The organism is Pedobacter frigoris (assembly GCF_032678645.1).
Lineage (GTDB): Bacteria > Bacteroidota > Bacteroidia > Sphingobacteriales > Sphingobacteriaceae > Pedobacter > Pedobacter frigoris_A.
In genome coordinates, this window is record NZ_JAVTSP010000004.1 from 583,188 (window position 1) to 609,211 (window position 26,024).

Sequence of the window (26,024 nt, forward strand, 5' to 3'; positions counted from 1 at the left end):
ATTACAAATTTAGCTAAGTTTGGCATTTACAAAATATCACATGAGCAAAGCAATAATTAAAACAGATAAAGGCGATATGACCGTTCAGTTTTACGATCAGGATGCCCCAAATACAGTTGCTAACTTTAAAAAATTAGCCAACGAAGGATATTATAATGGTGTTACATTTCACAGAGTGATCCCTAACTTTGTTGTTCAGGGAGGTGATCCTACAGGTACTGGTGCTGGTGGTCCGGGCTATAAAATTGATTGTGAGTTAACAGGAGAGAACCAATACCATGATCGTGGTGTATTATCAATGGCGCACGCCGGAAGAAATACAGGTGGATCACAGTTTTTCATTTGCCATAGCAGAGACAATACTGCTCATTTAGACAGAAACCATACTTGTTTCGGTAAAGTAATTGAAAATGTTGATGTTGTTGACAGCATCAGACAAGGAGACAAAATTTTAGGAATAGAAGTAATAGAAGATTAATTATGAACTTAAGAGGAATCGTTGCTGTATCCGGAAGACCGGGCCTATTCAAATTGGTAGGACAAAATAAAGGCGGATATGTTTTGGAAAGTCTTGATGCCCAGAAGGTAAAAATTGTAGCCAATATTACTACAACTAAATTAGCTTCACTGGAAGACATCACTATCTATGGTGAAGATGAAGATCTGAAACTGGTAGATGTTTTGGCTAACATTACAGCTGCTAAAGGAACTGTTCCTGATGCCAAAGCTGATGGACCAACACTAAAGAAATTTTTCCTTGAAGTTGCTCCTGCGCACGATCAGGAAAAAGTTTATGCTTCTGATATGAAGAAGATCGTAAGCTGGTTTCATATTTTGAAAGAACTTCCTTTATTTAATGAGGCTGCTCCTGAAGCTATTGAGCAGGATGGAGTTAAAGTTGAAGAAAAAGTGGAAAAGAAACCAAAGGCTACACCTAAGCCTGCGAACGTTAAAGCGACAAGCAAAGCGCCTGCTAAAAAAGCAAGCATGACAAGTAAAAAAGGAGTGTAATTTTTAGGACAACACGATAAGATAAAAGCAGCCCTGGCAAACCGCCGGGGCTGCTTGTTTTTAATGGACATTTGAGTAACACTTAGTTAGGTATTCCTGGCTACTCAACAGAAACGTAGGTAATAAAATAGAGCTCATCATACTCAAAGTGATGACAACATTGTAGCGGACTATATGCATCGCTAAATAGATTTAGGTAAAAATTCCTTTACAAAAGGTGGTTTCTCTGCCTTGTTCTTATATATATTAGTCGAAAATGTAAATTATGTCATATAAAGAAAAGTTTTTGATTGCCAATAATTTAATAGGTACTCCGGAGGGAAACCTATTGGAAAACTTAGGGGGACTTATGGACCTTACCGATGGGTTTTATTCGGGTATCTTACCGATGTTGAAGCATCAGTCGTCATGCAAAGTGTTAAAGGTTGCCAATGCAGGTGATATTTGTAAAACGGCGTATTGGATAGACTCCGGCTATGGTCGATTTTACAGAGTTGTTTATCAGGATGGCGTAAGAACTGAAGTCACGTTTAAATTCTTTATGCCGGGTAGCATTATGGTTATTCCGGAGTGTTTCTTTAACGGCCAGCCTTGTGATTATTATGCTGATTTTACGAAAAATGCTGTAGTCATTCCTTTTACCGCGGATAACTTTAGCACGTTAAAACTAACGGCTTCAGAAGCCGAGGAGCTTGCAAATAAAGTACTTTCACTTTCAAATCCGGGGAGCAACAAGAAGAACGAAATGCTTAACCTTAAACCCACACCCCGATATGAAAAATTCCTTGAGGTGTTTGGGAAGGAAAGCACCCGGTATTGTAAAGTAAAGGACATTGCCAGTTTCTTATTAATTGTTCCGCAAACTCTGAGTAAAATAAGGGCTAGAATTAAAAGACGTGGCTAACCTGGCAGGTTTTCTAAAAAAAGTACCATAGGATTGCAAACACAACAATTGATATCACAATTGCGATGATGTAACTTAAGCGGTCCTTTTTAGGATCGCTTTTAAATTTATAGTCTCTTTTATAATCTGATGGCAAACGCATAATATCTCTCCTTTTAGCTAATGATGATGTCGACTGAAAATTTCCATAAAATGGAATGCATTATTCGTGGTGATAGGGCTCGCCTTTTAAAATGCTAAATGCCCTGTAAAGCTGCTCTACAAAAAACAGACGAACCATCTGATGTGAAAAAGTCATGTCTGATAAGGATATACTTCCGTTTGAACGGTTGTAAACACTTTCGTCGAATCCGTAAGGCCCCCCAATGATGAATACCATATGCTGGACACTTCCGATCATCTGTTTGTTCAGGTAATTTGAAAAGGAGACTGAACTGTATTTTTTTCCTTTTTCATCCATCAATATTACCATATCTGAATTGCTGACTTGTTTTAATATCAATTCAGCCTCTTTACTTTTTTGCTGGGCTTCTGTAAGGTTCTTTGTGTTTTTGATATCAGGGATCACTGTCAGTGTGAAGCCAATATAATGCTTCAGACGATTCAGATATTTCTCAATCCCCTCAATCAGGTATTTGTCTTCTGTTTTACCTACAACAAGTAAAGTGATCTTCATTTAATTTATCTTTATAACCAAAACGTTCGTAACATCTCATTGAAGCTATCGTCAAAGTTCGGGCAATTCTTTAAAAAAGATAAAGATAATGGTAAAAACAAAATATAACATCCTAACTGGCTATCAAAATCATATAAATACTCAGCAGACGCTGGTAGATGGACTTAAAAAGAAACTTAACCAAATTTCCTTTTCCAGATTGGGGCTTTTTGTTGCAGAGATTCTGATCGTAGCCTCAATCATTAACATAGGTTTTTTATGGTTCTTAGGGCTCTTTACAATAGTTCCTATTTTGATGTTCATGATACTGGTAAAAAAGCAAATTAAGGTTCAGGCTGAACTGGATTATGCACTCAAATTACTGTGGGTTTATCAGAATGAGGTAGACCAGCTGACCACAGGAAAGAATGGTTATGCCGACGGGGTACAATATAGTGATGAACAACATCCATATTCTTCAGACCTCGACATTATGGGGCCACGCTCCCTGTACGCGAATATTAATCGATGCAACACAAATAATGGCTTAAATATTCTTGCAGAAAATCTTGGCAGGCCAAATGATAAGGACGTTATTTTGCAGCGACAGGAAGCCATTACCGAAATGGTTGGGCATATCGATAAGACTTTTCATTTCAGAGCCGAATTACAAAATCATAAACCCGGTCAACTTGATGTTATTAAACATAAACTGGAGCATCAGCTGCCCAATCAGCTAAAATTTACTCACAATAAAGCGCTTCAATTGTACGTAAAAATAGGCCCCTTTATTGCCATTGGGTTGCTTATACTCGGGATAATATTCGGTGGTTTTGTCTGGAAAATATTAGGCTTTGTGATCTTATTTAATATGGGGATGAATTTCTTCAATCAGAAACACATTAATTTAGTTTATTACGGATTTACAGGAGGCTCAAATTTACTAGACTCCTTTTCTGGTACGATAAAGTGGACAGAAGATATAACGTGGAAGAGCCCTTATATTAAAGATTTTTTTAAGGGAAATGACGAAAATAACCTAGCTAACGATCCCGTAAGTAAACAAATTAAACAGCTATCGACTATCATTAAATCATTTGACGCCAGGCTGAATCCTTTTTTAGGATTTTTTTTAAACGTGTTTTTGCTTTGGGATTTAAAATGCTCCATCGATTTGAATAAATGGTATTTAAGGTCCTCAGGTAACCTGATAGGAGGCCTGTATAGGATTAGTCAGTTCGAAGAGCTGATTTCCTTTGCAACGCTTACTCATAATCAGCCCGATTGGAACTTTCCAACAATTGAAGATACCTTTAGCTTACAAGCTGCTGAACTAGGACATCCGCTAATTCACGAAAGCGCACGTGTAGTCAATGATTTTAGTTTGGAGGTACATACAACAGTGGATATCGTTACGGGCTCAAATATGGCTGGGAAAAGCACATTCCTGCGTACAGTAGGTATTAACATGGTACTTGCCTTTGCCGGTGCTCCGGTTTGCGCTAAAGAAATGTCGCTTTCAATATTCAGGGTGCTTTCTTATATGCGTATTAAAGACTCTTTGAATGATCAAACGTCAACGTTTAAAGCAGAGCTGAACAGACTTAAAATGATACTCGATGCCATCAGCGTCTCCGAAAATTCATTTGTACTGATTGATGAAATGCTTAGAGGAACCAACAGTAAGGATAAATACCTGGGCTCAAAAGTATTTATTGAAAAACTGATAGCGCAGGATACTCCAGCTTTATTTGCGACACATGATTTACAGCTTTCAGAAATGGAAGCAGATCATCAGACTAAAGTTAGAAACTATCATTTCGACATACAAATAGCGGAAGGTGAAATGAATTTCGATTATAAGTTGAAACACGGACCATGCAAAACTTTTAATGCGGCTTTGTTGTTGAAAGAGATAGGCTTAACATTAACTTAATAGCATAATGCCATATTGCCTTTTGTAACAAACAGCTATGATAAAAGCATCTGATTTTGGCAATGATTTTTCATGGGGCGTAGCAGTGGCTGCGGCTCAGATAGAAGGTGCTGCGGAACTGTACGGCAAAGGCCTGTCCATATGGGATACCTTTTCGAAGAGATCTGGTAAAATTAAAAAGGGACATTTGCTGCAGGTAACCTGCGATTTTTATCACAGGTATCAGGAGGATATTGCTTTGGTTAAAAACCTGGGTTTCGATGTATTTCGCTTTTCTATTTCCTGGCCTCGTATTTTGCCTTTTGGACAAGGACAAGTCAATCATGAGGGTGTCCGGTTTTACCACGATGTCATTGACGCCTGCTTGCTAAATGGGCTTATTCCTTATGTGACACTTTATCACTGGGATTTGCCTGAAGCATTGGAAGAAGAAGGAGGCTGGACTGCATATGCGGTAAATCATGCTTTCAATGAATTTGTAAGCTTGTGTGCCCGTGAATATGGCGATAAAGTAAAAAACTGGATTGTACTCAATGAGCCATTTGGCTTTACCTCACTTGGATATATGCTGGGTGTTCATGCTCCGGGTAAGACGGGCCTGACCAACTTTTTTTCTGCTGTGCACCATACAGCCATAGCGCAGGCAGACGGAGGAAGGATTCTTCGTGCTGAAGTTTCTGGAGCCAACATTGGTACCAGCTTCTCCTGTTCTGAAATTATCCCGTACACGCAAAGTGAATCAGACTTAACTGCGGCCAAACGAGTGGATTGTTTAATGAACAGGCTCTTTATTGAACCCGCATTGGGGATGGGATACCCTGGTGCTGATTGGGAAGTGATGGAAAAATTCTCCATTCAGCATTCAACCTGGAGACATACGGAGCGCCTTACTTTTGATTTTGATTTTATCGGCCTGCAGAACTACTTTCCATTGACTATTAAATACAATGCATTTATTCCTGTGGTACAGGCCTGGGAGGTAAAAGCCAAAAACCGTAAAAAGCCTCATACGGCCATGGGTTGGGAGGTGAATGCAGGGAGTTTTTATAATATCATTAAGCAATTTGCGGCATATCCGAATATTAAGAAATTGATGATCACCGAAAATGGAGCTGCTTATCAGGATAAAATTACTGACAGTGGAATTCATGATGCTGATCGCATTACCTATTTTAAATTGTATCTGTCTGCGCTGCTAAAAGCTAAAAACGAAGGATTGAATATTTCAGGTTATATGGCCTGGACATTAATGGATAATTTTGAATGGGCGGAAGGATTTAATGCGCGTTTTGGACTGGTTCATAATGATTTTAAAACTCAGAAAAGAACGGTTAAAGATTCAGGTAACTGGTTCAGGGAGTTTCTTAAAAGTTAGCATAATTTTTGTATATTGAGATGAAACACACAGCATATGGACAAAATTGTCGTATTTGAGACTTATTATAATCCAATCGAAGCAAGTATAGTTAAGGAAAGACTGATTGATAGTGGGATACAATGCTTCCTTTCTGATGAAAATACCATCACGATTAATCCTTTATACAATCAGGCACTTGGAGGAGTAAGGCTGCATATGTTCGAGCGTGACATTGCTGCAGCGAGAAGTATTCTTCAGGATGAAGATGTGCAGATCAATCTTGATGAAGTCGGGGAAGCAGATGCAGACGAAGTGGCACCTGTTGAGGCTCAGTCAGCTGAAATTTGTCCCAATTGTGGTTCAGCTCACGTCGGCTATGTACATGCTACGAAAAGGCGCTTCGGGATATTGACAATTCTGGTTTCATTAATGTTTCTTGTTTATCCTTTCTTTGCCCGAAAAACACACCATTGTTTCAATTGCGAACACGAATTTTAAGACATAAAAAAAACTCCCGCTGTTAAGACGGGAGTTTTTTTATGCTTTGATTTTATACCATCGCATTTATAATGCATTCTTAGCAGCAGCTTCTCTGCGGATGATGTTTAACGCACCACCTGCTTTGAACCATTCGATCTGCTGGTCATTGTAACTATGATTTACAGTGATTTCTTCTTTTGTACCATCTGCGTGGTGTAATACCAATGTTAACGGAACATTAGGCGTAAATGTAGTCAAACCAATGATGTCGATTACATCGTCCTCAAGAATTCTATCGTAGTCATCTTTATTTGCAAAGGTTAACCCAAGCATACCTTGTTTCTTAAGGTTTGTTTCGTGGATACGGGCAAAAGATTTTACCAGTACAGCACGTACACCTAAGTGACGAGGTTCCATAGCAGCATGCTCACGGCTTGATCCTTCTCCGTAGTTTTCATCGCCAATAACGATAGAACCTAATCCTGCTGCTTTGTAGGCACGTTGAGTCGCTGGAACCGGGCCATATTCTCCGGTTATTGCATTCTTTATGAAGTCAGTTTTCTCGTTGTAAAAGTTTACAGCTCCTATCAGCATGTTGTTGGAAATGTTGTCTAAGTGACCACGGAATTTCAACCATGGACCGGCCATAGAAATATGGTCAGTAGTACATTTTCCTTTTGCTTTAATCAGTAATTTCAGACCCATAAGATCAGTGCCTTCCCAAGCAGCAAACGGATCAAGTAATTGTAATCTGCTTGAAGTAGGTGAAACCAATACCTGAACACCTGAACCATCTGCGGCAGGAGCCTGGTAGCCAGAATCTTCTACAGCATATCCATTTACCGGAAGTTCATCACCTTTTGGCGGATCTAATTTCACTTGTTCACCTTTATTGTTTGTCAAGGTATCGGTAAGCGGATTAAAGCCTAAATCACCTGCAATAGCGATTGCAGCTACCACTTCCGGAGAAGTTACAAATGCAAATGTATTTGGATTACCGTCGGCGCGTTTAGCAAAGTTTCTGTTAAATGAGTGTACGATTGTATTTTTCTCTTGTTTTTCAGCACCAACCCTGTCCCACATTCCGATACACGGACCGCAAGCATTGGTAAAGATTGTTGCATTCAGATTTTCAAAAGTACCCAGTAAGCCATCACGGTTTGCAGTATAACGTACCTGTTCAGATCCCGGATTGATACCGAACTCTGCTTTTATTGTTAAACCTTTGTCGATTGCCTGCTGAGCAATAGACGCCGCTCTGGATAAATCCTCATATGAAGAGTTCGTACAAGAGCCAATCAGTCCCCATTCTACTTTTGAAGGCCATCCGTTTGCAGCTGCTACCTCTTTCATTTTAGAAATAGGAGTAGCCAGATCAGGGGTGAACGGACCATTAACATAAGGCTCAAGTTCAGATAAGTTAATTTCGATCAATTGATCAAAATATTTTTCAGGCTCAGCATAAACTTCAGGATCACCTGTCAGGTGCGCTTTGATTTCATTAGCAGCATCAGCCACTTCAGCCCTGTTGGTCGCACGGAGATAACGTTCCATGCTTTCGTCATAGCCAAATGTAGAAGTAGTAGCACCTATTTCTGCACCCATGTTACAGATCGTACCTTTACCAGTACAGCTCATGCCTGTAGCGCCATCACCAAAGTACTCAACGATAGCACCAGTACCACCTTTTACAGTAAGGATACCTGCTACTTTAAGTATTACATCTTTAGGAGAAGTCCAGCCATTTAATTTTCCTGTTAATTTGATGCCGATTAGTTTAGGGAATTTAAGTTCCCATGGTAATCCGGCCATTACATCGCAAGCGTCAGCACCACCAACACCGATAGCAACCATACCCAAACCACCTGCATTAACAGTGTGAGAGTCGGTTCCGATCATCATTCCACCCGGGAATGCATAATTTTCAAGCACTACCTGATGAATAATACCAGCGCCTGGCTTCCAGAAGCCAATACCGTATTTGTCGGAAACTGAAGCAAGGAAATCGAAAACTTCTTTACTTTCTGTATTTGCTGCAGGCAAATCTATCTCGGCGCCATTTTTTGCTGTGATCAGGTGATCGCAGTGAACAGACGAAGGAACTGCAACTTTTGGTCTGCCTGCCTGCATAAACTGCAATAATGCCATTTGTGCAGTAGCATCTTGCATGGCCACACGGTCAGGAGCAAAATCTACATAATCAGTACCTCTTGAATAAGCAGTACTTGCATTTCCATCCCAAAGGTGAGTGTAAAGTATTTTTTCTGAAAGTGTTAAGGGTCTGCCTACTAATTTACGGGCTGCCTCTATACGAGGGCCAAAGTTTGCATACACCTTTTTGATCATTTCTATATCAAAAGCCATTGATAATATGTGTTAAAGGGGTAAGTATTCTTATTATTTTTAGCGAATTTACAAAAAAAAACAGGGGTAGGGGATCATTGTCAGATCATTATATTATTTATACATATTCTAAATAATGTAATGCGCCTGTTATAAACACAATATCGGGACTGACGACTGGCCGATTATGACCACTATTGTTCATTTATGAACAGGAACCAATGATGTGTTAATTATAAATAATTGAATATCATTCAATTATGTTCATTCGTTTGTTTGGCTCAGAGTTCGCTACGCCATCGTAAAGTTGAGGGCGATAGTAAGTGGTTGGTATACCTATAATTTTTCAAAATGATAACCTGCGTTGCTGAAATGTGCTAAGACTTTAGGTAAGGCATAGCGCATCCGGTCAAACGCTTTAAGGCTGTCGTGGAAAACGATGATGGACCCATTCCTGGTATTTTGCAGCACATTTTTGCAGCATTTTTCCGGACTGAGATTGATGTCAAAGTCGCCGCTTAGTACATCCCACATGATGATCTGCAATTCAGGATGTGCAGCCCTGATTGACCTGATCTGGGATTTTTTGATGCGGCCGTAGGGTGGACGAAAGAGATTTGTAGCGGTTTGCTCCTGACACATTTGAAAGTTTTTTAAGTATATTTCGTCTGGAGTTTTCCAGCCTTTCAGATGGTTGAATGTATGATTGCCGATGCTATGCCCATCGTTCTTTATTTGATTAAAAATATCGGGATGCTTACGGATGTTGTCCCCGATACAAAAAAAGGTAGCTTTGGCATTGAAGCTTTTTAAAGTTTTTAACGCGAAGTCTGTAACATCAGGTATAGGTCCATCGTCAAAGGTTAAATAAATAACTTTACGGTCTCTTGGTTTATTCCAGGTAAGCGATGGATAATACCATTTTAATAAAAGTGGAGATTTTGTAAGGTACATTTTCAAACTTAGATAAAAAATCGGGTTGGTTGTACCTTAAAATTTACAAAAATGATTGAGTTGTTTATATTAATATTGTGAAATTAAATTTATGAAAAGAACTATCCCTAGTAGTGCATTATCCGGGCTTACCTTGATTTTTTCTCTTGTTTTTGTAACCGGTTTTGTACAACAGGCAAGCGCTCAGGAAGTGATCACCATACAACAGGCGATCGAAAAAACCTTAAATAATAACCTGCAGGTCAAACAAGCACGTTTGAGTGAAAGCCTGACTGATGAGAGTTTAAAGCAGTCTAAGGCATCATTGTTTCCTACACTTAATGGCAATGGAAGTTACAATATAAACTTCGGACGCAGCTTGGACCCTTCTACACAGTCTTTTAGCAGTCAGCAATTTTCGTCGTTTAACGGGGGAGTTTCTACTAGTGTAGATTTATTTCAAGGCTTCCAAAAGCTAAACCAAATTAAACAAAACAAGCTTTTACTTGATGCAGATAAAAATTATACTGAAAAGGTTAAAAATGACCTTGTGTTGCAGGTGATCACATCTTATATGCAGATCTTATATAATAAAGACTTTCTAATAGCAGCAAGACAGCAGTTAGCCGTAGCTCAGCAACAAATGAAACAGCAGCAGGAATTACTTGATGTGGGAAATAAAACATTGGCTGACATTGCCGAATCTAAATCATTGGTGGCTACTGCGGAACTTGATGTAACCACAGCTCAGAATGCATTGACTATATCTTACATTACATTGGCGCAATTAATGGATATACCTTCTGCAACTAAATATGACGTAAAGCCGCCAGATGTAACCAGTTTTACAGGGACTGCTGCTTTATATAATCCTGAAGAAGTATATGAGCAGGCGCTGTCGCTTTTTCCAGATATCAAGCTTGCAGCTATCCGTACTGAATCTGCTAAAAAAGCAGTAGATCTGGCAAAAGGAGCTTATTATCCGAGTATTTCATTGGGAGCTGGTTTGAATACGAATTATTCAAGCGGCAGAAGAAGAGTATTAGATGTAGTGTCGGATGGAGAGAGAGAGATTGGATACACAGCTAGTGGAGAGAAGGTATTAACTGCAATGTTTAGAGAATTGTCAGAAACTTACCGTTTTAAAGATCAGCTACGTGATAATTTTGGTCAAAATGTAGGCGTAAGTTTGCAAATTCCGATTTTTAATGCCTTCAGAACGAGAACGACGGTAAGAAGAGCAAAGATTACGTTAATGCAGAATCGAAATGAAGAACAACTTGCTAAAAACAACCTGAATAAAGTAATTTATCAAGCTGTGGCTGATCTTAGAGCTGCTCAAAGTACGTACGAGTCTACGTCTAAAACCTTTACTGCGCGTAAAGAAGCATTCTCAGTAATTGAACAGCGTTATAACGTTGGGTTGGTTAACTCGTTAGATTACAGTACCTCATTAACCAATAAAAACAAGGCAGAAATAGACATGATACGTGCTAAATACGATTTGCTATTTAAAGCAAAAGTAATTGACTACTATTTAGGGAAACAGATAATTTTTTAAACAACAACAAATGAAATTAAAGACCATATTGATAATTGTAGGTGTGCTGATTGCGCTCTTGGTAGTAGCGAAGCTCACAGGTTTAATTGGAGGCGAAAAGACGGAAAAGGTCACAATTGAGAAAGCCGGTGAAAAAGAAGTAATTGAAACCGTTACTGCAAGTGGTAAAATTCAACCGGAAACCGAAGTGAAGTTAAGTTCAGAAGTGTCGGGAGAAGTTACAGAGCTTTTGGTTAAGGAAGGTGATGTGGTGAAGAAAGGGCAGCTGCTGATCAAAGTGAGACCAGATGTTTTAAAGTCAGGTTATGACCGTGCAGTAGCATCTTTTAGTTCTCAAAAAGCGGGTGTATCTGCTTCACAGCAAATGCTGAAACAAAACGAAGGCAATTTTGTCAATGCAGAAGCAACCTATAAACGTAACGTGGAGCTTTTTGGTAAAAAGGTGATCTCGGCGTCGGAGTTTGATGCAGCCAAGGCGGCTTACCTGACCGCTAAAACTAATCTGGCAAGGGCCAAAGAAGATGTGATAGCAGCTAAGTTTCAGTTGGAACAGACCGGAGCGAATGTGCAGGAAGCAAGTGCTAACCTTGCAAAAGCAACGATATTTGCGCCTGTAGATGGCGTAATCTCTAAGTTGTCAGTAGAATTGGGGGACCGTATTCTAGGGACAGCCCAGATGGCCGGTACAGAAATCATGCGTATCTCCAATCTGTCATCAATGGAAGTAAATGTTGATGTAAATGAGAATGACATCAATCGTGTGAATGTTGGTGACAATGCTTCGATAGAGGTAGATGCTTTTGCAGACAAAAAGTTTAAAGGAGTTGTAACTGAAATTGCAAGTTCATCTAAAGATGTAGGTACTGCAACCAGTGTAGATCAGGTAACTAATTTTATTGTAAAGGTGCGCATACTCGCTGAGTCTTACAGTAATGTTAAAGGCGGAGCAAAAGACCTGCCTTCTCCTTTCAGGCCAGGAATGTCTGCAACGGTAGATATTGAAAGTGAATCTCTGAAGGGTATGGCGATACCTATACAGTCTGTATTTACAGAAGATAAATCCAAGGCAAAACCCGGTACTGAAAATGCGGACGACAATACAGATAAACAAAAATCAAAGCTGACAGATAAGACTGTAAAACAATATGTTTACCTGTTTAATAATGGGGTAGTAAAGCGGGCTGAAGTTACCACAGGTATCCAGAATGACCAGTACATCATCATCAAGACTGGCTTAAAGGCCGGCCAAGAAGTTGTTACAGGTCCTTATTCTGCAATTCAAAACAGGTTGAAGGATGGCATGAAGGTAGAAAAAACCACTAAGGATCAGCTCTTTGCCGCTCCCAAGTAAAAAGTAAAGGATATCAGTCATTTTAAATAAGTAAATTGCCCCGGTTTAAAACATTAAACCGGGGTTTTTTATTTAGATACTATGACACCTAAAGTTGCGATGATTGGTGGCGGTAGTTGGGCTACTGCGATCATAAAAATGCTTTCAGATAATTTTACAGAGAAAGAGATCTTTTGGTGGATGAGGAATGCTGAAGCAATTACGCATGTGCAACAGTATAAGCACAACCCAAGTTACCTGAGTTCTGTGGAAATCAGAGTTCCTGAAAAGAATATTTCTAATGACATTAAGTCAATTATAGCTGCAGCGGATTATATCATTTTAAATGTTCCTGCCGCTTTTCTAAAAGACACACTTGCCTCTGTTACTCCCGAGCAATTGAAAGGCAAAAAGATCATTTCTGCAATCAAAGGGATTGTTCCGGATGAAAATCTGATTATCGGAGAATTTCTAAACCAGAAGTATCATATTCCGTTTGAGGATATTGTTGTGATCAGCGGGCCTTGCCATGCAGAAGAAGTAGCATTAGAGAAGCTATCTTATTTAACAATTGCAAGTACAGATCTTAAGCTTGCAGAACATTTTGCTAATTTGTTAAATACGCGTTACATCAAGACTAATATTTCCGATGATATATTCGGTACTGAATATGCTGCGGTTTTAAAAAATATTTATGCAGTAGCCAGCGGAATCTGTCATGGTGTAGGTTATGGCGATAATTTTCAAGCAGTTTTAATTTCAAATGCAATCAGAGAAATTAACCGGTTTGTAGAGGCTGTCCATCCTATTTCAAGGGACATCAAAGAATCGGCTTACCTTGGAGACTTATTGGTTACAGCTTATTCTCAGTTTAGTCGTAACCGTACTTTTGGAAATATGATCGGTAAAGGCTATACGGTAAAATCTGCCCAGCTTGAAATGAATATGATTGCTGAAGGGTATTATGCAGTAAATTGTATGCATTACATCAACAAAAAGTATAAAGTAGATATGCCCATCAGCAGGGCGGTTTACGCCATTCTTTATGAAAAGCATTCTCCTCAGATAGAAATGCGGTTGCTTACAGAGCAGCTGAACTAATCGCAAACAAAAGCCGTTGATGTTTGTTTTTATCTAAACATTAAAAGCTATGAAAACGAAATATTTAATAGGCGTTCTTGCACTCGCGCTGAGTGTAGGTGTGGTATCAACAGCAGATGCACAGGAAAAGAAGAAAGAAACAGTAGGGGAGTCGCTTGATAAAACCGGGAAGGCCATAGGGAAAACAGCTACAAAAGTCGGGAATAAAACAGCGGAGGTTGCTGTAAAAGGTGGAGCAAAGGTTGTAGACCAGACTTTTAAAGGTAAGATGGCTCCAGATGGGTCAAATGTTTATATCGACGGAAAAAACAGAAAATATTACATTGATAAAAAAGGAGCGAAGATTTATCTGAAAACTTCACAAATAAAAGATAAGCCGAAACAATAAATTAACAGCAAAAGAAAAGCCTCCCGACATATATCGGGAGGCTTTTTTTATGATTGGATATTAAGATCTGCGTTTTCTGTCGCTGCTTCCGCCTTCGCGTCTGCCGCTTCCACCTCTGTCTTCACGGCTTCTTCCAGAGAAATCTCTGAATCCACCACCGCTGTTTCCACCGCTTGCGCCTTCACGTCTGCCGCTTCCACCTCTTCTGTCACCACCGCCTTCACGTCTTCCTCCGCCATAGCCACCGCCACCGCTTCTTCTTTCGCCACCGCCAAAGCCACGGCCACCACCGCCTCTACGTTCTCCTCCACCATCACCATCTGCAGTTTTTTCAATTCTTACACCGCGGTTGTTAAACTCAACGCCTTTAAAGTTGTTGAATAAAGAGTCAACATTTGCATTTTCAACTTCAAAGAATGAATACACACCTTTTAAATCAATTTTGCCAATGCTTTTTCCACTGATTTTACCGTTGTTGCAAACAAAAGATAACAGGTCACCTCTTGTAAAGTCATCTACTGAACCTAAGTTGATGAACAAACGGGTATAGCCTTCACTGCTTCTTCCTCTTTCGCCACGTTCGCCGCGCTCTCCACGATCACCTCTGTCATCAGCAGATGAATTAAGATCAGGAGCATTTTTGTAATACTCCAGGAAGCGGTTAAATTCTAATGATGCAAAACGTTTGATCACTTCGTCCTTGCTCAGTTCAGCAAACTCATCCATGATGCGCGGCATATACTGCTCAATCTGAGCCTCGTTAACCTCTACATTATGTACTTTATGTACAAGGGCAAATAGTTGTTTCTCACAAACATCGAAACCAGTAGGCAAATCAGCTTTAGTAAACTGCTTACCAATAATTCTTTCAATCTGACGGATTTTGCCAATCTCTTTAGAGTTTACGATACAGATAGAAATACCCGTTTTACCAGCACGGCCGGTACGACCGCTACGGTGGGTATAACTTTCAATTTCGTCTGGTAAAGAGTAGTTGATTACGTGAGTAACGTTGTTTACGTCGATACCACGTGCAGCAACATCAGTAGCAATTAACAACTGCATGTTGCGTTCGCGGAAGCGTTGCATCACTTTATCACGTTGTTGTTGAGAAAGATCTCCGTGTAAAGCATCAGCATTGTAGCCATCTTTAATTAGATGCTCAGCAACATCCTGCGTATCCAGTTTGGTTTTGCAGAATACTACGGCAAAGATTTCAGGGTTAAAATCTACGATGCGTTTTAAGGCAGCGTATTTATCTCTTGCACGTACAATATAGTACTCGTGCTCAATGTTTACGTTACCAGTGTTTTTTGTTCCCATGGTCAGTTCCACTGGAGAGTCCATGTAATTTTTAGCTATTCTTCTAACCTCAGGAGGCATAGTAGCGGAGAATAACCATGTTTTTTTGTCATCAGGAGTTGTCGATAAAATATCGTTGATGTCTTCCTGGAAGCCCATGTTCAACATTTCGTCAGCCTCATCTAAAACTACATACTTCACGTTAGTGAAATCTATAGCCTTACGGCCGATAATGTCCAACATGCGGCCCGGTGTAGCCACTACTATTTGTACACCGTTTCTAATTTCACGCAGCTGCTGCATAATGTTTGCGCCACCGTAAACGGCAACGACATTAGCACCAGAGATGTTTTTTGAGAAATTTTTGATGTCGCTTGTAATCTGTAAGCAAAGCTCTCTGGTAGGGCATAAGATTAATGCCTGAGGCTTGTTGCTTTTAAAGTCGATCAATTCTAACAGAGGTAAACCGAATGCGGCTGTCTTTCCTGTTCCTGTTTGGGCCAAACCAACAAAATCGTTATTGCCCTCTAACAGCACAGGAATACTTTGTTCCTGAATAGGTGTTGGATTTTCGAAACCTAAATCCTTTACGGCATTAACAACGTCATCACTTATCCCCAATTTACTAAATGGGTTTATCATGTATTATAATTTATTAAGCCGCAAAGGTACAGTTAATATTTGGTATTTTACAGATGTGTAACTAAATAAAAATCAGACAATTAATTATCTGAGTCTGTCGGCAGATCTCAATAATTGCTCATCTTTTCTAATTCCTCGGATCGAGAGCATAGAAAATATAAGTGCCAGCACAAATAAAGATGACCCAATATGAATAGAAGCTCCATTCATTCCGCCTGGTAGCAAAGAGGTATTTAAAGCAGATAAAGCTGCCGTAACAATGATCAGGATCATATTGATCATAATGAGACGTTTTTGCATTGGACGGTTTTTGAATTGAAAAATGCTGACCAAACAAACCAATATCGCAATACCATTTGCAATCATAGCCCCTATCGGGGTACCGTTAAGCTGCGCGCCGTCGGCCATCTTGGCTGACTGATGTTGTCCATCTATATAAAGCAGGTATTCTGTAGTATCAACATTCTTGCTCATTATCGGAGTAAAAAACAGGCAAATCAGGGTCAATGCTGCTAAAAGAAGCCATATAGATTGTATTCTTTGTATCATATCAATTCAATAATTTCAACAAAGATATTAAAAGGCCTAAACTAAGCAATCTGATATACGATATAAAAAGATAAATTTGCAACATTGAATACGCAACGTTACTTTATCGAACTGTCATATAATGGCACTGCATATCATGGCTGGCAAATACAGCCCAATGCCATTACTGTACAGGAATGCCTGGACAAGGCTTTGTCGGTTTATTTCAGGCAAACTGTAGCTACATTAGGTTGTGGACGCACAGACAGCGGAGTACACGCAACTCAGTTTTTTGCACATTTTGATCTGAAATTTGATACTCCAAATGCTTTAAGACCTGCAGATCCTTCGCGGTTCATAACTGGTATCAACTCCTTGTTGCCCTATCAAATTGCCATTAAACGGGTCTTTGAAGTACACCATGATGCCCATGCCCGTTTTGACGCTACCGAAAGGGCTTATCATTACCACATTCATTTTCATAAAGATCCTTTTAAGCTTGAACGCTCCTGGTTATTCAAAGGGGATCTAAATGTAGCTGCAATGAATGACGCGGCTACAGTTTTACTGGATCATACTGACTTTTCCTGCTTTAGTAAATCGAATACCCAGACCTTTACCAATAATTGTAAAATAATGGAAGCTCATTTTCAGTTTAAAGATGAAGATCTGCTGTTTACCATCAGGGCTGATCGTTTTTTAAGAAATATGGTGCGTGCGATCGTGGGTACATTGGTAAGGGTTGGTAAAAATGAAATAGATCTGGCACAGTTCAAAGAAATCATAGAGAGTAAGAACCGAAGCAATGCAGGTCAATCGGTACCCGCTTGCGGTTTATATCTGGTCAATGTGGTTTACCCATATGTAAAATAAATATGTCTAAAATAACAGGAGATGCTTTTAATGTAGGGTTATTGAAACGGGTTTTTCAATATGTAAAACCCTATAGGGGCATTTTTATATGGTCAGTGGTATTAACTATATTATTGGCAGCAATAGCGCCGCTAAGGCCCATACTGATTGGTTATACACTGGACCACCATATTCTTAAAGGAGACTATCAAGGTTTGCTGAATATGACCGTACTTATGTTTGTGTTATTGATTCTCCAAACTATATTCCAATACAGCCATACGTTGCTCACCAATACCCTTGGACAGTCAGCCATCCGGGATCTTAGAATCAACGTATTCAATCACATTACAAAATTAAGACTCAAATATTTTGATAATACACCTATTGGCCAGCTGATCACCCGTACGGTATCTGATCTGGAGACAATCGCCGAGATTTTCTCGGAAGGACTCATTGTCATTATTGGTGATATCCTGATGGTCATCGTAATCATCGGTGTCATGATTTACAGGGATTGGACGCTCACCATCGTTGTGTTACTACCAATGCCATTGCTGATCATGGCTACTTCAGTTTTTCAAAAGGCAATTAAGTCAGCCTTTCAGGAAATCCGTACCGAAGTCTCAAATCTGAATACCTATTTGCAGGAACACATTACCGGAATTTCTATCATCCAATACTTTGCAAGGGAAAAACAGGAGTATAAGAAGTTTGTAAATATCAATGCGCGTTACCGTGATGCAAATATCCGCTCAAACTGGTATTACTCGATATTTTTTCCTGTTGTAGAGATCATTTCGGCCATGTCACTTGGCTTACTGATCTGGTATGGTGCTAAAACTATTTTAAAAGATTCAACTGTTCAACCAGGTATCATTACAGAATTTATCATGTTCATCAGTATGCTGTTCAGGCCAATAAGGGAGCTTGCAGATAAATTCAATACGCTGCAAATGGGAATGGTAGGAGCTGAAAGGGTATTTAAAGTGCTGGATACAGATGAAGTTACTGAAAATAAGGGAGTGCTTACACCGGCCAAAATGGAAGGTCACATCTCTTTTCAGCAGGTATGGTTTGCTTATAATGATGAAAATTATGTTTTGAAGGACATCTCTTTCGAGGTGGAAGCTGGTAAAACTATTGCATTGGTTGGTGCAACCGGAGCAGGAAAGTCGTCAACTATCAATATCCTGAACCGTTTTTATGAGATTCAGAAGGGCGAGATTAAAGTGGATGGCATAAAAATACAGGATTATGAACTGAATTACCTGAGGAGTAATATCGCAACAGTTTTGCAGGATGTATTTCTTTTTTCCGATACGATATTCAATAATATAACATTGAATAATCCCGAGATTACTATGGAAGAGGTAGTTGATGCGGCTAAAAAGGTTGGAGCTCATGAGTTTATAGAAAGATTGCCTGGAGGTTATCAGTACAACGTAATGGAAAGGGGAGCAACCTTATCTGCCGGACAAGCGCAGCTCATTTCCTTTATCAGAGCCCTGGTTTACAATCCCTCTATCCTGGTACTGGATGAAGCAACATCGTCTGTAGATACCGAAACAGAAATGCTAATCCAGCGCGCCATTGAAAACCTGATGGAAGGTCGTACTTCAATCGTCATTGCCCATCGTTTATCCACTATTCAGAAGGCAGATAAAATATTGGTACTGGACAAAGGGGAGATTAAAGAAATGGGTACCCATCAGCAGTTGTTGAAACTAAATGGATATTACAAGAGGCTGTATGACCTTCAGTTCAATTCTTCGGGGGTTAAAATAGGGGAAAAATAACCGTTCTCTTCGAAGACTGCATCTGCTGAAGCTGCGCATCACCAGCGCTATGTCTTCTCTGAGAAGGTGATTTTTTAGGAGAAGGATTTCCCGGTTTGACAGACAATTGGTTCTGCTGAGAATAAAAATCTCTTTGTATCTTTTGGGTAGACTTTTCATATTCAATTCCGAGTCATTATTAAGAATTTGATTATTAAATAGTTAAGCTATGGGATATTTTGTATCCATTTTGAACAATACAATTTTACGCATCATCTCCCAATTGATATAGATTTAGACCAGGATAAAAGATTTGCTTTTGATCCACAAATAAATATCAAACCATGAGATGTAAACTATCAATACTACTATTTTTCATTATTTCGGGAACTAGCGCAATCGCCCAGGAGAAGATCCCCAATTACCTTCAATCGTATAAACAACTTTATAAGAAGGACCCACACCAGGCTGCTTTGAAGTGGTTTGAAGATGCCCGTTTTGGGCTTTTCGTCCATTGGGGTCCCTCAGCTGAATATAAATCCGGGGATTGGGTATTGTACGATAAAAAGATCCCTATGCAGGAGTATATTGATAAAGCCATGAAGTTCAAAGGAGAAAAGTGGAGTGCGGACAGTATCTGTGACCTGGCTGTTCAGGCACAAATGAAGTACATTTGTTATGTCGTAAAACACCACGATGGATTTGCACAATTTGCCTCGAAGGCAGGTCCGTTTAATAGCATGAAAGCAGCAGCACATCGAGATTTTCTAAAAGAAATGGCAGTTTCTTGCAAAAAACGTGGCCTTGGACTATTTATTTATTATTCAATTGGGATCGACTGGACGCATCCGTTTTATCTTACAACCAATTATTACAGTGCCGCCCGCCCGCACTACTCCAAAGAAAATTATCCGGATAGTTTTATCCGTTTCAGGGGGAAGGAAGATTTTGTTCAATATTGGAACTATGTAAAGACACAGATTTTTGAGATATGTACCAATTACGGTGATATTGCCGGATTATGGTTTGATCCAATTGGTGGTGCCTATGCAAACGACGATTTGTTTGACATGCCTGAAATTTACAAAATGATACGTCGACTGCAGCCACACGCACTTATATCCTATAAAACCGGATTTGATGGTACCGAAGACTTCCTGGCATGTGAGCATGAAATAAAATCTATCACGGCGCTTATGCGTAGTGTTCAGGGAGAAAAGACCGCCCTATCAGCCGAGGCTGCCTGGCAAAAGAATAAGGCAAAGCCGGCTGAATTATGTGCAACAATGCAGTCGATAAACTGGGGATACTTCGAGGGCAAGCAACAAAAACATAAAACACCTGCAGAAGTTCTGTTATTACTCAAAAATGCAGCAGATAATAATGCAAATTTGTTGTTGAACATTGGCCCGTATCCCGATGGACAAATTGTACCGGCAGATAAAGCCACCTTACTGGAGGTTGGAAAAGCACTGCATCAGAAGGGCTTTCCAAAACAGGATAAGGCTAACTACATGAAGTTACGCATAGCCACTGAAAAAAATACAAAGCTAACTGATCGAGATGTTGAAACCTTAAAGTAACAAAAAACAGACATTTTTATAGGCAATGTATTACCTTGGTCATTAGATAGCAGAAGAATGATTGGACATCCTGATAATTCAGTTTTTTTTCAGCAACTGGGTATCTGTTGCGAAAAAGTCGCCGCTAAGTTTGGAAAAAATGATATTTCTGAATGGAGGAATATTGACTACTGTATGCTCAGCCGACGATTGTACAGAGAAACGATGGTTAATCTGAATCCAGATACACTGAAAAAGGTATTTGGCAAACTCAAAAGACCTGCTCGTTATTTTCCGCAGAAAGCCACAAGAGATGCACTTGCTCGCTATATCGGTTATGGGGATTGGGATGACTTTGAAATATTGAATCCAATAACATATGTAACTGCCGGGCAGACCGCTCCAGTTGATAAATTGCCGGACCGAAAATCACCTTATAAAGCCGTTCCAGTTCTCCTAATCATTATATTGACAGGCTTGTCCGGTTATTTTTTCTATCCACGCCCGGTCGATATGAGTGGGTTAAGGTTGGTTTGTGATGTTCTCGAAGGACAAGCGCATCATTCTGTGACCTTTAAAATAATCACGGAAGGTAAAGGGTTAGCCGATTCTTCTACTTTCAGCATAGATTTTGGAGATCACACAGAAAAGGCAAACATATCCTCTGGCCGGATTATAACTCATCATTATGACCGTCCCGGCCGGTTTTTTCCTACGCTCTCCTATAAAAATGTGATTTTAGATACAGCGGTTGTTTATTTGAAAACAAAAGGGTGGACAACCATAGCCAAACTTCAATCAGATATCTCCAGTCCCTACCCTATATATCCAAAAAAGAATGGATTTGCAGGTGTTTTTTCAGCAAGTGCTGCGGAGGTTGCGGCATCAGGAATAGATACAAATAAGACTTTTGTGGTTGATTTTAGCAATATCATGCCAACAGATATCAGCGGTGATAATATGGAATTGAATGTAGATGTAAAAACGTCATCTAAAAGAACCGGAGTAAGATGTTCTTCATTTGATTTGACCATTTATGGGGAAACTGACTGGCATTTCGTCGACATAGTTAAACCCGGGTGTATAGTCTGGACAAACTACAAATTTTCTGAAGATAAAAAAGACGGAGGCGAAAATGATCTTAGGGCTTTTGGTCATGATCTTACTGGGGGAGCAAATGTGGTATTGAGCATTAGGAATAAAAAAGTAAGGCTATACATTAACAGGCAACTGGTTTTTAAAACTGAATATAAAAAGCCAATTGGGAGGATCATGGGAGTGAGAATTTTATTCGCTGGCATTGGCGAATTCCAGAATTTTAAATTAAACGCTAACAAAACACATCGCTTTTGAGCCTCTTATGATAGGATGGTAAATGCACATCCCGCGTATTTTAACGTTCTTGGTATTGTACTTGCTTGTTAAACAAAAACCATAGATATTCGTTATTCTGAATACATCAATCAGTTTGCCTATGCTATTTACAGATGCAGAAGATTTTAATGATACGATACTCAATGCGCCGATCGGGATATGCATTTTAGATGCGGATACGCTTGTAGCAGAAATTGTCAATGATAAATTTCTGGAGGTTGCCGGTAAGCCTTACGACGCGATCTATGGCCAATACTACTGGGACGCTTTTGCTGAAGTCCGGTCTTACTACGAGGAGGCGCTGTCCAAGGTAGTTCAAACGGGCGAAGCCTACTATGCAGATGAAGTAGAGCTCATGCTGATTCGTCATGGAAAACCAGAAACGATTTTTGTCACTTTTGTATATGCCCCGGTAAATAACAAGGGGGATAAAGTAAAAAAAGTTGCGGTATGGGTGCTGGAAAATACCAGGCAGGTTGTGGAGAGAAAAATGCAGGAAGCTGCAAAGGATGCTTTTAAAGCAGAACGTGACCGGCTCCACAGTTATTTTATGCACGCTGCTGCAGGAATATGTGTGCTGCGGGGACCAGATCTGGTTTATGAACTTGTGAATGCCGCCTATCAGCAAATCTTATCTGGTCGTGAACTTTCAGGACGACCTATTTTCGAAGCGCTTCCAGAACTGATCGGTTCGCCAATACAGGAAAAGTTACTGAAAGTTTATAGTGATGGCCAACCGTATGAAATGAGCGAGGTATTGATACCGGTTTCAGAATACGAGGGCGGACCGACAAAAGAACGGTATTTTACTTTTAGCTTTCAGGCAAGGCGCGATGAAAATCATCATATTGACGGTGTCGTAAACATCGTGTTTGAAGTGACTGACATGATCCGGGTACAGGAGCAACTCCGGGAAGCCAGGAGATATGCAGACCAGCAACGGAGAGTCTATGAAACAATTACTTCTGGAACACCGGATCTGATGTATGTCTGGGATCTTCAGTACCGCTTTACCTATGCCAACAGCGCCCTGTTGACCATGTGGGGTAAGACCTGGGATACCGCTATCGGGAAAGGCTTACGGGAAAATGGTTACGAAGAATGGCATGCGGCAATGCACGAACGCGAAATCGATCAGGTTGTGGCAACAAAGAAATCTATTCGTGGTGAAGTCGCCTTCCCTCATGCCGTTTTGGGCAAGAGGATTTATGACTATATCCTGATCCCCGTATTCAATGAAGCAGGAGAAGTGGAAGCGGTTGCGGGGACCACAAGAGATGTTACTGACCGCAAGGAAATGGAGCAGGCCCTGGCGCAGAGTAGTGAAGAATTGCAAGCCATTAATGAGGAACTATCGGCTGCAAACGAAGAGCAGGCTGTTTCAAATGAAGAACTAATTGCGACCAATGAAGAACTAGCTGTTGTAAACCAGCAATTGAGGGATGCCTGGCACAAAATTGAAGAACGTGAGATAGCTTTGCGCCTGGCTATTGATGCTGCCGACTTCGGCACCTGGTACATCCATTCGGTGACGAGGGAATTTATTACAGATGCCCGATTGAAAGAATTATTCGGATACTATCCTGAGGAGGATCTTTCCATCGAACAGGCACTTGCGCAGATCACCGATGAATATCGTGATTTCGTGGCCACTAAGCTGGAAAATGCGATTTATAACAACGGCGATTACGATGTGACATATCCCGTTGTCGGTCTGCATGATAACCGTCTGCGCTGGCTTCGCGCCATCGGCAACCTGAAAGCAGATCCTTCGGGTGCATTCTCGGCTTTTACCGGGGTAGTGATGGACATCACTGAGCAGAAAATCGATGAAATCCGAAAGAACGACTTCATTGGTATGGCCAGTCACGAATTGAAAACGCCGCTGACCTCTATGAAAGGCTATATACAAATGTTATTAAAAGTAAACAGGCAAAATAACCAGTTCAATACTGATATGCTGGAAAAAGCAAATGGCCAGGTGGGGAAAATGACGGCTATGATCAATAGTTTCTTAAATGTATCCAGGCTTGAATCGGGGAAGATTTATATGGAGACTCAGGAATTTGATCTTGCAGGGCTTATAAAGGAAGCCGAAGAGGAGACAAATGCTACCATTTCGAGTCATGTTGTGGTCTTCAATCCGATTGTTGAAATCATGTCGGTCAATGCTGATAGGGATAAGATCGGGCAAGTGATCCACAACCTGATCAGTAATGCCGTTAAGTACTCGACAGCCGGAAGTATGATTGAGGTATCGTGCTTTAAAGACAAAGGAATGGTAAATGTGAGTGTGAAAGACCAGGGGATGGGTATAAAATCCGATGACCTTCCAAATATTTTCGACCGTTATTACCGTGTTGAAGGAAGCCAGATGTTTTCTATTTCTGGCTTTGGTATAGGTCTGTACCTTTGTAAAGAAATCATTGAACGGCACAAAGGTGAGATATCTGCAGTAAGTGATTTTGGAGTTGGATCTACTTTTACTTTCAGTCTTCCTTTGCTTGGTAAATGATGTTCGGGATGATGACAGACTCAGATGAGTTTAGGTTCAATCCAGTTTCAGTGCAGGTTTCTTCGGAAAACAGGGTTCTTTTTCCGAAGAAAGCTTAGCTTAAGACCGAGCAAATCCAAAGGAAGCTTATATTTAAATGCCTGCGGCATCGCCGCAGGTTCCTTTTTAGTTAGTCAGCTTACTCACTTCTGCAATTTTAAAGATGGTTTTCCATATCTGATTCTATTTCTTCGTGGCTTTTTATTTCTTTATTAATTTCAGCAATTAGCTGTTGCTCGGTTGGCAGATACAAAAGGTATTTGCTGGCTACAATAGTCTGGTTGTTTTCAGGTAAGGTGAATTTAACTACCGCATCATTTTTACTCGCGCAAAGGAGAATGCCAATGGTAGGATTCTCCGCCGGTAATTTCTCGATGCGATCATAGTAATTTACATACATCTGCATCTGGCCAATATCGCCATGAGTCAGTTTGTTTTTCTTAATTTCCAAACTTTACTGTTTCAGCGATATAGAAATCTATACTATTTTGATTATCAATGCTTAATAAAGACTTATAGTGAGTCCAACTCAATTGTGTCCGCAGTGCGGACACAATTGGAAAAGTCCGGTAAAACTGTCTGTACCAGTTCAATTGTCGATAAGAGTAGCCGCTTCCGAATTCTGGTTGTAATTGCTCTGAAAGCGATTTAATCAGAAACTTTCCGTAATCAGCGCGGTCTTTGCCTTCCTGTTCTTCCAGGAAAATTCGCTGTCCAATGTGCCAATACATGATTACACGTTTGGTGTCGACTGCACGTATTGCTTCGTCGCGTGCGGAATGGATAATGGTTTTAATGTCCGAAAGGACGGTAGGGTTTAACATCATAATTTTAATGGTTTTTAAATAAATAATCTGTGCAAATCTCCTTCAGATTATTTATAAAAATCACATTTCCAAAACAAATTTATTTTGTTAAAATATTGATATACAGTTTAATATGTTGGATTTTTAGGCAGGATTTTGAGTGCTATACAAGTATTCGTCGATCACCACATCGTTTTTGATAATGCCGGATTTGATAATGACTTCCAGGTGGAAACCAGATTTTTCCAGTACGCGCATTGATGCCTTGTTGCTTTCAAAGACAGACGCGTACACACGGATCAGTTTCAATTCATCAAACGCATAACGAACCAGCAACCTGACTGCTTCTGTTACGTATCCTTTTCCCCAATAACTTTCGCCTATCCAATAGCCGATCTCGGCGTTCATACGGTGGATATCTGTTTGTGGAATTATGCTGCCAATGCCGATAAAAGTTTCGTTTTCGAAGATCCCGAATACATGTCGTACAAGTTTTTGCCCGGCCAGGTCTAGAAAATGTCTGGCGTTTTCAATGGTGTAGGGGTGGGGGAATACATCCCTCATGTTTCTGGCAATTGCAGGATTGTTGGCCTGTAAAGCCAGGTCCTGCGGGTTGATCGATTCAAC

23 protein-coding genes are annotated in these 26,024 nt (G+C 40.2%); 15 read left to right on the forward strand and 8 right to left on the reverse strand.

All coding sequences use genetic code 11. From position 1 onward, the window contains the following. Positions 1-40: 40 nt before the first annotated feature. The 3 genes from R2Q78_RS16025 to R2Q78_RS16035 all read left to right on the forward strand — a co-directional run bounded on the left by R2Q78_RS16025 (position 41) and on the right by R2Q78_RS16035 (position 1,915). Positions 41-478, forward strand: coding sequence for a peptidylprolyl isomerase (locus tag R2Q78_RS16025; protein ID WP_316793538.1), 438 nt, complete (start codon positions 41-43; stop codon positions 476-478). Between the two features lie 2 nt (positions 479-480). Next, positions 481-1,011, forward strand: coding sequence for a DUF5606 domain-containing protein (locus tag R2Q78_RS16030; protein WP_316793539.1), 531 nt, complete (start codon positions 481-483; stop codon positions 1,009-1,011). 265 nt (positions 1,012-1,276) lie between these two features. Then, entirely contained in the window at positions 1,277-1,915 is a 639-nt protein-coding gene (locus R2Q78_RS16035) for a hypothetical protein (RefSeq protein WP_316793540.1), read from the forward strand. Between the two features lie 202 nt (positions 1,916-2,117). On the opposite strand, the gene rlmH is transcribed toward R2Q78_RS16035, so the two are convergent. Continuing rightward, positions 2,118-2,591: a 23S rRNA (pseudouridine(1915)-N(3))-methyltransferase RlmH gene (gene rlmH / locus R2Q78_RS16040; RefSeq protein ID WP_316793541.1), complete on the reverse strand. Its 474-nt coding sequence runs from the start codon at positions 2,589-2,591 to the stop codon at positions 2,118-2,120. 88 nt (positions 2,592-2,679) lie between these two features. Between rlmH and R2Q78_RS16045 the strand changes: the two genes are divergently transcribed. The 3 genes from R2Q78_RS16045 to R2Q78_RS16055 are packed head-to-tail and all read left to right on the forward strand — an operon-like array spanning position 2,680 to position 6,361. Further along, entirely contained in the window at positions 2,680-4,506 is a 1,827-nt protein-coding gene (locus R2Q78_RS16045) for a MutS-related protein (RefSeq protein WP_316793542.1), read from the forward strand. A 37-nt stretch (positions 4,507-4,543) separates the two neighbouring features. Further along, positions 4,544-5,881 carry a GH1 family beta-glucosidase gene (locus tag R2Q78_RS16050; protein ID WP_316793543.1) on the forward strand — a complete coding sequence of 446 codons (1,338 nt, stop codon included), beginning with the start codon at positions 4,544-4,546 and terminating at the stop codon, positions 5,879-5,881. Between the two features lie 36 nt (positions 5,882-5,917). After that, positions 5,918-6,361, forward strand: coding sequence for a putative signal transducing protein (locus R2Q78_RS16055; RefSeq protein WP_316793544.1), 444 nt, complete (start codon positions 5,918-5,920; stop codon positions 6,359-6,361). Between the two features lie 66 nt (positions 6,362-6,427). Here the strand turns inward: R2Q78_RS16055 and R2Q78_RS16060 are convergent, their stop codons facing one another. Both R2Q78_RS16060 and R2Q78_RS16065 read right to left on the reverse strand, forming a co-directional pair. After that, positions 6,428-8,707 (reverse strand): aconitate hydratase, encoded by a 2,280-nt coding sequence (locus R2Q78_RS16060; RefSeq protein WP_316793545.1) that lies wholly within the window; start codon positions 8,705-8,707, stop codon positions 6,428-6,430. A 315-nt stretch (positions 8,708-9,022) separates the two neighbouring features. Continuing rightward, entirely contained in the window at positions 9,023-9,640 is a 618-nt protein-coding gene (locus tag R2Q78_RS16065) for a polysaccharide deacetylase family protein (protein ID WP_316793546.1), read from the reverse strand. 91 nt (positions 9,641-9,731) lie between these two features. Here R2Q78_RS16065 and R2Q78_RS16070 point away from each other — a divergent pair, with 91 nt between their 5' ends. From R2Q78_RS16070 to R2Q78_RS16085, 4 genes are all read left to right on the forward strand, one after another. Further along, positions 9,732-11,180 (forward strand): TolC family protein, encoded by a 1,449-nt coding sequence (locus R2Q78_RS16070; protein ID WP_316793547.1) that lies wholly within the window; start codon positions 9,732-9,734, stop codon positions 11,178-11,180. A 10-nt stretch (positions 11,181-11,190) separates the two neighbouring features. Next, positions 11,191-12,531 carry an efflux RND transporter periplasmic adaptor subunit gene (locus R2Q78_RS16075; RefSeq protein WP_316793548.1) on the forward strand — a complete coding sequence of 447 codons (1,341 nt, stop codon included), beginning with the start codon at positions 11,191-11,193 and terminating at the stop codon, positions 12,529-12,531. Positions 12,532-12,612: 81 nt separating this feature from the next. Further along, the gene (locus tag R2Q78_RS16080; RefSeq protein ID WP_316793549.1) at positions 12,613-13,611 is read left to right on the forward strand and encodes an NAD(P)H-dependent glycerol-3-phosphate dehydrogenase; all 999 of its coding nucleotides are present in this window, start codon (positions 12,613-12,615) and stop codon (positions 13,609-13,611) included. Between the two features lie 49 nt (positions 13,612-13,660). Continuing rightward, positions 13,661-13,999: a hypothetical protein gene (locus tag R2Q78_RS16085; RefSeq protein WP_316793550.1), complete on the forward strand. Its 339-nt coding sequence runs from the start codon at positions 13,661-13,663 to the stop codon at positions 13,997-13,999. A gap of 60 nt (positions 14,000-14,059) precedes the next feature. Here the strand turns inward: R2Q78_RS16085 and R2Q78_RS16090 are convergent, their stop codons facing one another. Both R2Q78_RS16090 and R2Q78_RS16095 read right to left on the reverse strand, forming a co-directional pair. Beyond that, positions 14,060-15,943 (reverse strand): DEAD/DEAH box helicase, encoded by a 1,884-nt coding sequence (locus R2Q78_RS16090; RefSeq protein WP_316793551.1) that lies wholly within the window; start codon positions 15,941-15,943, stop codon positions 14,060-14,062. An 84-nt stretch (positions 15,944-16,027) separates the two neighbouring features. Next, positions 16,028-16,492: a DUF4293 domain-containing protein gene (locus tag R2Q78_RS16095; protein ID WP_316793552.1), complete on the reverse strand. Its 465-nt coding sequence runs from the start codon at positions 16,490-16,492 to the stop codon at positions 16,028-16,030. Between the two features lie 84 nt (positions 16,493-16,576). Here R2Q78_RS16095 and truA point away from each other — a divergent pair, with 84 nt between their 5' ends. The 5 genes from truA (at position 16,577) to R2Q78_RS16120 (ending at position 24,552) form a co-directional block, all read left to right on the forward strand. After that, entirely contained in the window at positions 16,577-17,344 is a 768-nt protein-coding gene (gene truA, locus R2Q78_RS16100; RefSeq protein WP_316793553.1) for a tRNA pseudouridine(38-40) synthase TruA, read from the forward strand. 2 nt (positions 17,345-17,346) lie between these two features. Next, entirely contained in the window at positions 17,347-19,122 is a 1,776-nt protein-coding gene (locus R2Q78_RS16105) for an ABC transporter ATP-binding protein (protein ID WP_316793554.1), read from the forward strand. Positions 19,123-19,445: 323 nt separating this feature from the next. After that, on the forward strand, positions 19,446-20,684 hold the full coding sequence (locus R2Q78_RS16110) for an alpha-L-fucosidase (RefSeq protein WP_316793555.1): 1,239 nt from the start codon (positions 19,446-19,448) through the stop codon (positions 20,682-20,684). A gap of 57 nt (positions 20,685-20,741) precedes the next feature. Next, positions 20,742-22,016 carry a hypothetical protein gene (locus R2Q78_RS16115; RefSeq protein WP_316793556.1) on the forward strand — a complete coding sequence of 425 codons (1,275 nt, stop codon included), beginning with the start codon at positions 20,742-20,744 and terminating at the stop codon, positions 22,014-22,016. Between the two features lie 121 nt (positions 22,017-22,137). Continuing rightward, on the forward strand, positions 22,138-24,552 hold the full coding sequence (locus tag R2Q78_RS16120) for a PAS domain-containing protein (protein WP_316793557.1): 2,415 nt from the start codon (positions 22,138-22,140) through the stop codon (positions 24,550-24,552). A gap of 196 nt (positions 24,553-24,748) precedes the next feature. Here the strand turns inward: R2Q78_RS16120 and R2Q78_RS16125 are convergent, their stop codons facing one another. From R2Q78_RS16125 to R2Q78_RS16135, 3 genes are all read right to left on the reverse strand, one after another. Then, the gene (locus tag R2Q78_RS16125; protein WP_316793558.1) at positions 24,749-25,042 is read right to left on the reverse strand and encodes a PDDEXK nuclease domain-containing protein; all 294 of its coding nucleotides are present in this window, start codon (positions 25,040-25,042) and stop codon (positions 24,749-24,751) included. Then, positions 25,032-25,418: a DUF1016 N-terminal domain-containing protein gene (locus R2Q78_RS16130; RefSeq protein WP_316793559.1), complete on the reverse strand. Its 387-nt coding sequence runs from the start codon at positions 25,416-25,418 to the stop codon at positions 25,032-25,034. Before R2Q78_RS16130 ends, R2Q78_RS16125 begins: the two co-directional genes overlap by 11 nt. Positions 25,419-25,541: 123 nt before the next feature. Beyond that, positions 25,542-26,024, reverse strand: a 483-nt coding sequence (locus R2Q78_RS16135) for a GNAT family N-acetyltransferase (RefSeq protein ID WP_316793560.1), incomplete at its 5' end; no start/stop codon positions are given.

Excerpts from the sequence above, each read along its gene's own strand:
- R2Q78_RS16095 (WP_316793552.1), bottom strand. The coding sequence starts at position 16,492 with ATGATACAAAGAATACAATCTATATGGCTTCTTTTAGCAGCATTGACC.
- R2Q78_RS16080 (WP_316793549.1), top strand. The coding sequence starts at position 12,613 with ATGACACCTAAAGTTGCGATGATTGGTGGCGGTAGTTGGGCTACTGCG.
- R2Q78_RS16025 (WP_316793538.1), top strand. The coding sequence starts at position 41 with ATGAGCAAAGCAATAATTAAAACAGATAAAGGCGATATGACCGTTCAG.
- R2Q78_RS16050 (WP_316793543.1), top strand. The coding sequence starts at position 4,544 with ATGATAAAAGCATCTGATTTTGGCAATGATTTTTCATGGGGCGTAGCA.
- R2Q78_RS16070 (WP_316793547.1), top strand. The coding sequence starts at position 9,732 with ATGAAAAGAACTATCCCTAGTAGTGCATTATCCGGGCTTACCTTGATT.
- R2Q78_RS16035 (WP_316793540.1), top strand. The coding sequence starts at position 1,277 with ATGTCATATAAAGAAAAGTTTTTGATTGCCAATAATTTAATAGGTACT.
- R2Q78_RS16090 (WP_316793551.1), bottom strand. The coding sequence starts at position 15,943 with ATGATAAACCCATTTAGTAAATTGGGGATAAGTGATGACGTTGTTAAT.
- R2Q78_RS16085 (WP_316793550.1), top strand. The coding sequence starts at position 13,661 with ATGAAAACGAAATATTTAATAGGCGTTCTTGCACTCGCGCTGAGTGTA.
- R2Q78_RS16130 (WP_316793559.1), bottom strand. The coding sequence starts at position 25,418 with ATGATGTTAAACCCTACCGTCCTTTCGGACATTAAAACCATTATCCAT.
- R2Q78_RS16060 (WP_316793545.1), bottom strand. The coding sequence starts at position 8,707 with ATGGCTTTTGATATAGAAATGATCAAAAAGGTGTATGCAAACTTTGGC.
- R2Q78_RS16045 (WP_316793542.1), top strand. The coding sequence starts at position 2,680 with ATGGTAAAAACAAAATATAACATCCTAACTGGCTATCAAAATCATATA.
- R2Q78_RS16030 (WP_316793539.1), top strand. The coding sequence starts at position 481 with ATGAACTTAAGAGGAATCGTTGCTGTATCCGGAAGACCGGGCCTATTC.
- R2Q78_RS16055 (WP_316793544.1), top strand. The coding sequence starts at position 5,918 with ATGGACAAAATTGTCGTATTTGAGACTTATTATAATCCAATCGAAGCA.
- R2Q78_RS16110 (WP_316793555.1), top strand. The coding sequence starts at position 19,446 with ATGAGATGTAAACTATCAATACTACTATTTTTCATTATTTCGGGAACT.
- R2Q78_RS16115 (WP_316793556.1), top strand. The coding sequence starts at position 20,742 with ATGATTGGACATCCTGATAATTCAGTTTTTTTTCAGCAACTGGGTATC.
- R2Q78_RS16075 (WP_316793548.1), top strand. The coding sequence starts at position 11,191 with ATGAAATTAAAGACCATATTGATAATTGTAGGTGTGCTGATTGCGCTC.
- R2Q78_RS16065 (WP_316793546.1), bottom strand. The coding sequence starts at position 9,640 with ATGTACCTTACAAAATCTCCACTTTTATTAAAATGGTATTATCCATCG.
- R2Q78_RS16120 (WP_316793557.1), top strand. The coding sequence starts at position 22,138 with ATGCTATTTACAGATGCAGAAGATTTTAATGATACGATACTCAATGCG.
- R2Q78_RS16105 (WP_316793554.1), top strand. The coding sequence starts at position 17,347 with ATGTCTAAAATAACAGGAGATGCTTTTAATGTAGGGTTATTGAAACGG.
- rlmH (WP_316793541.1), bottom strand. The coding sequence starts at position 2,591 with ATGAAGATCACTTTACTTGTTGTAGGTAAAACAGAAGACAAATACCTG.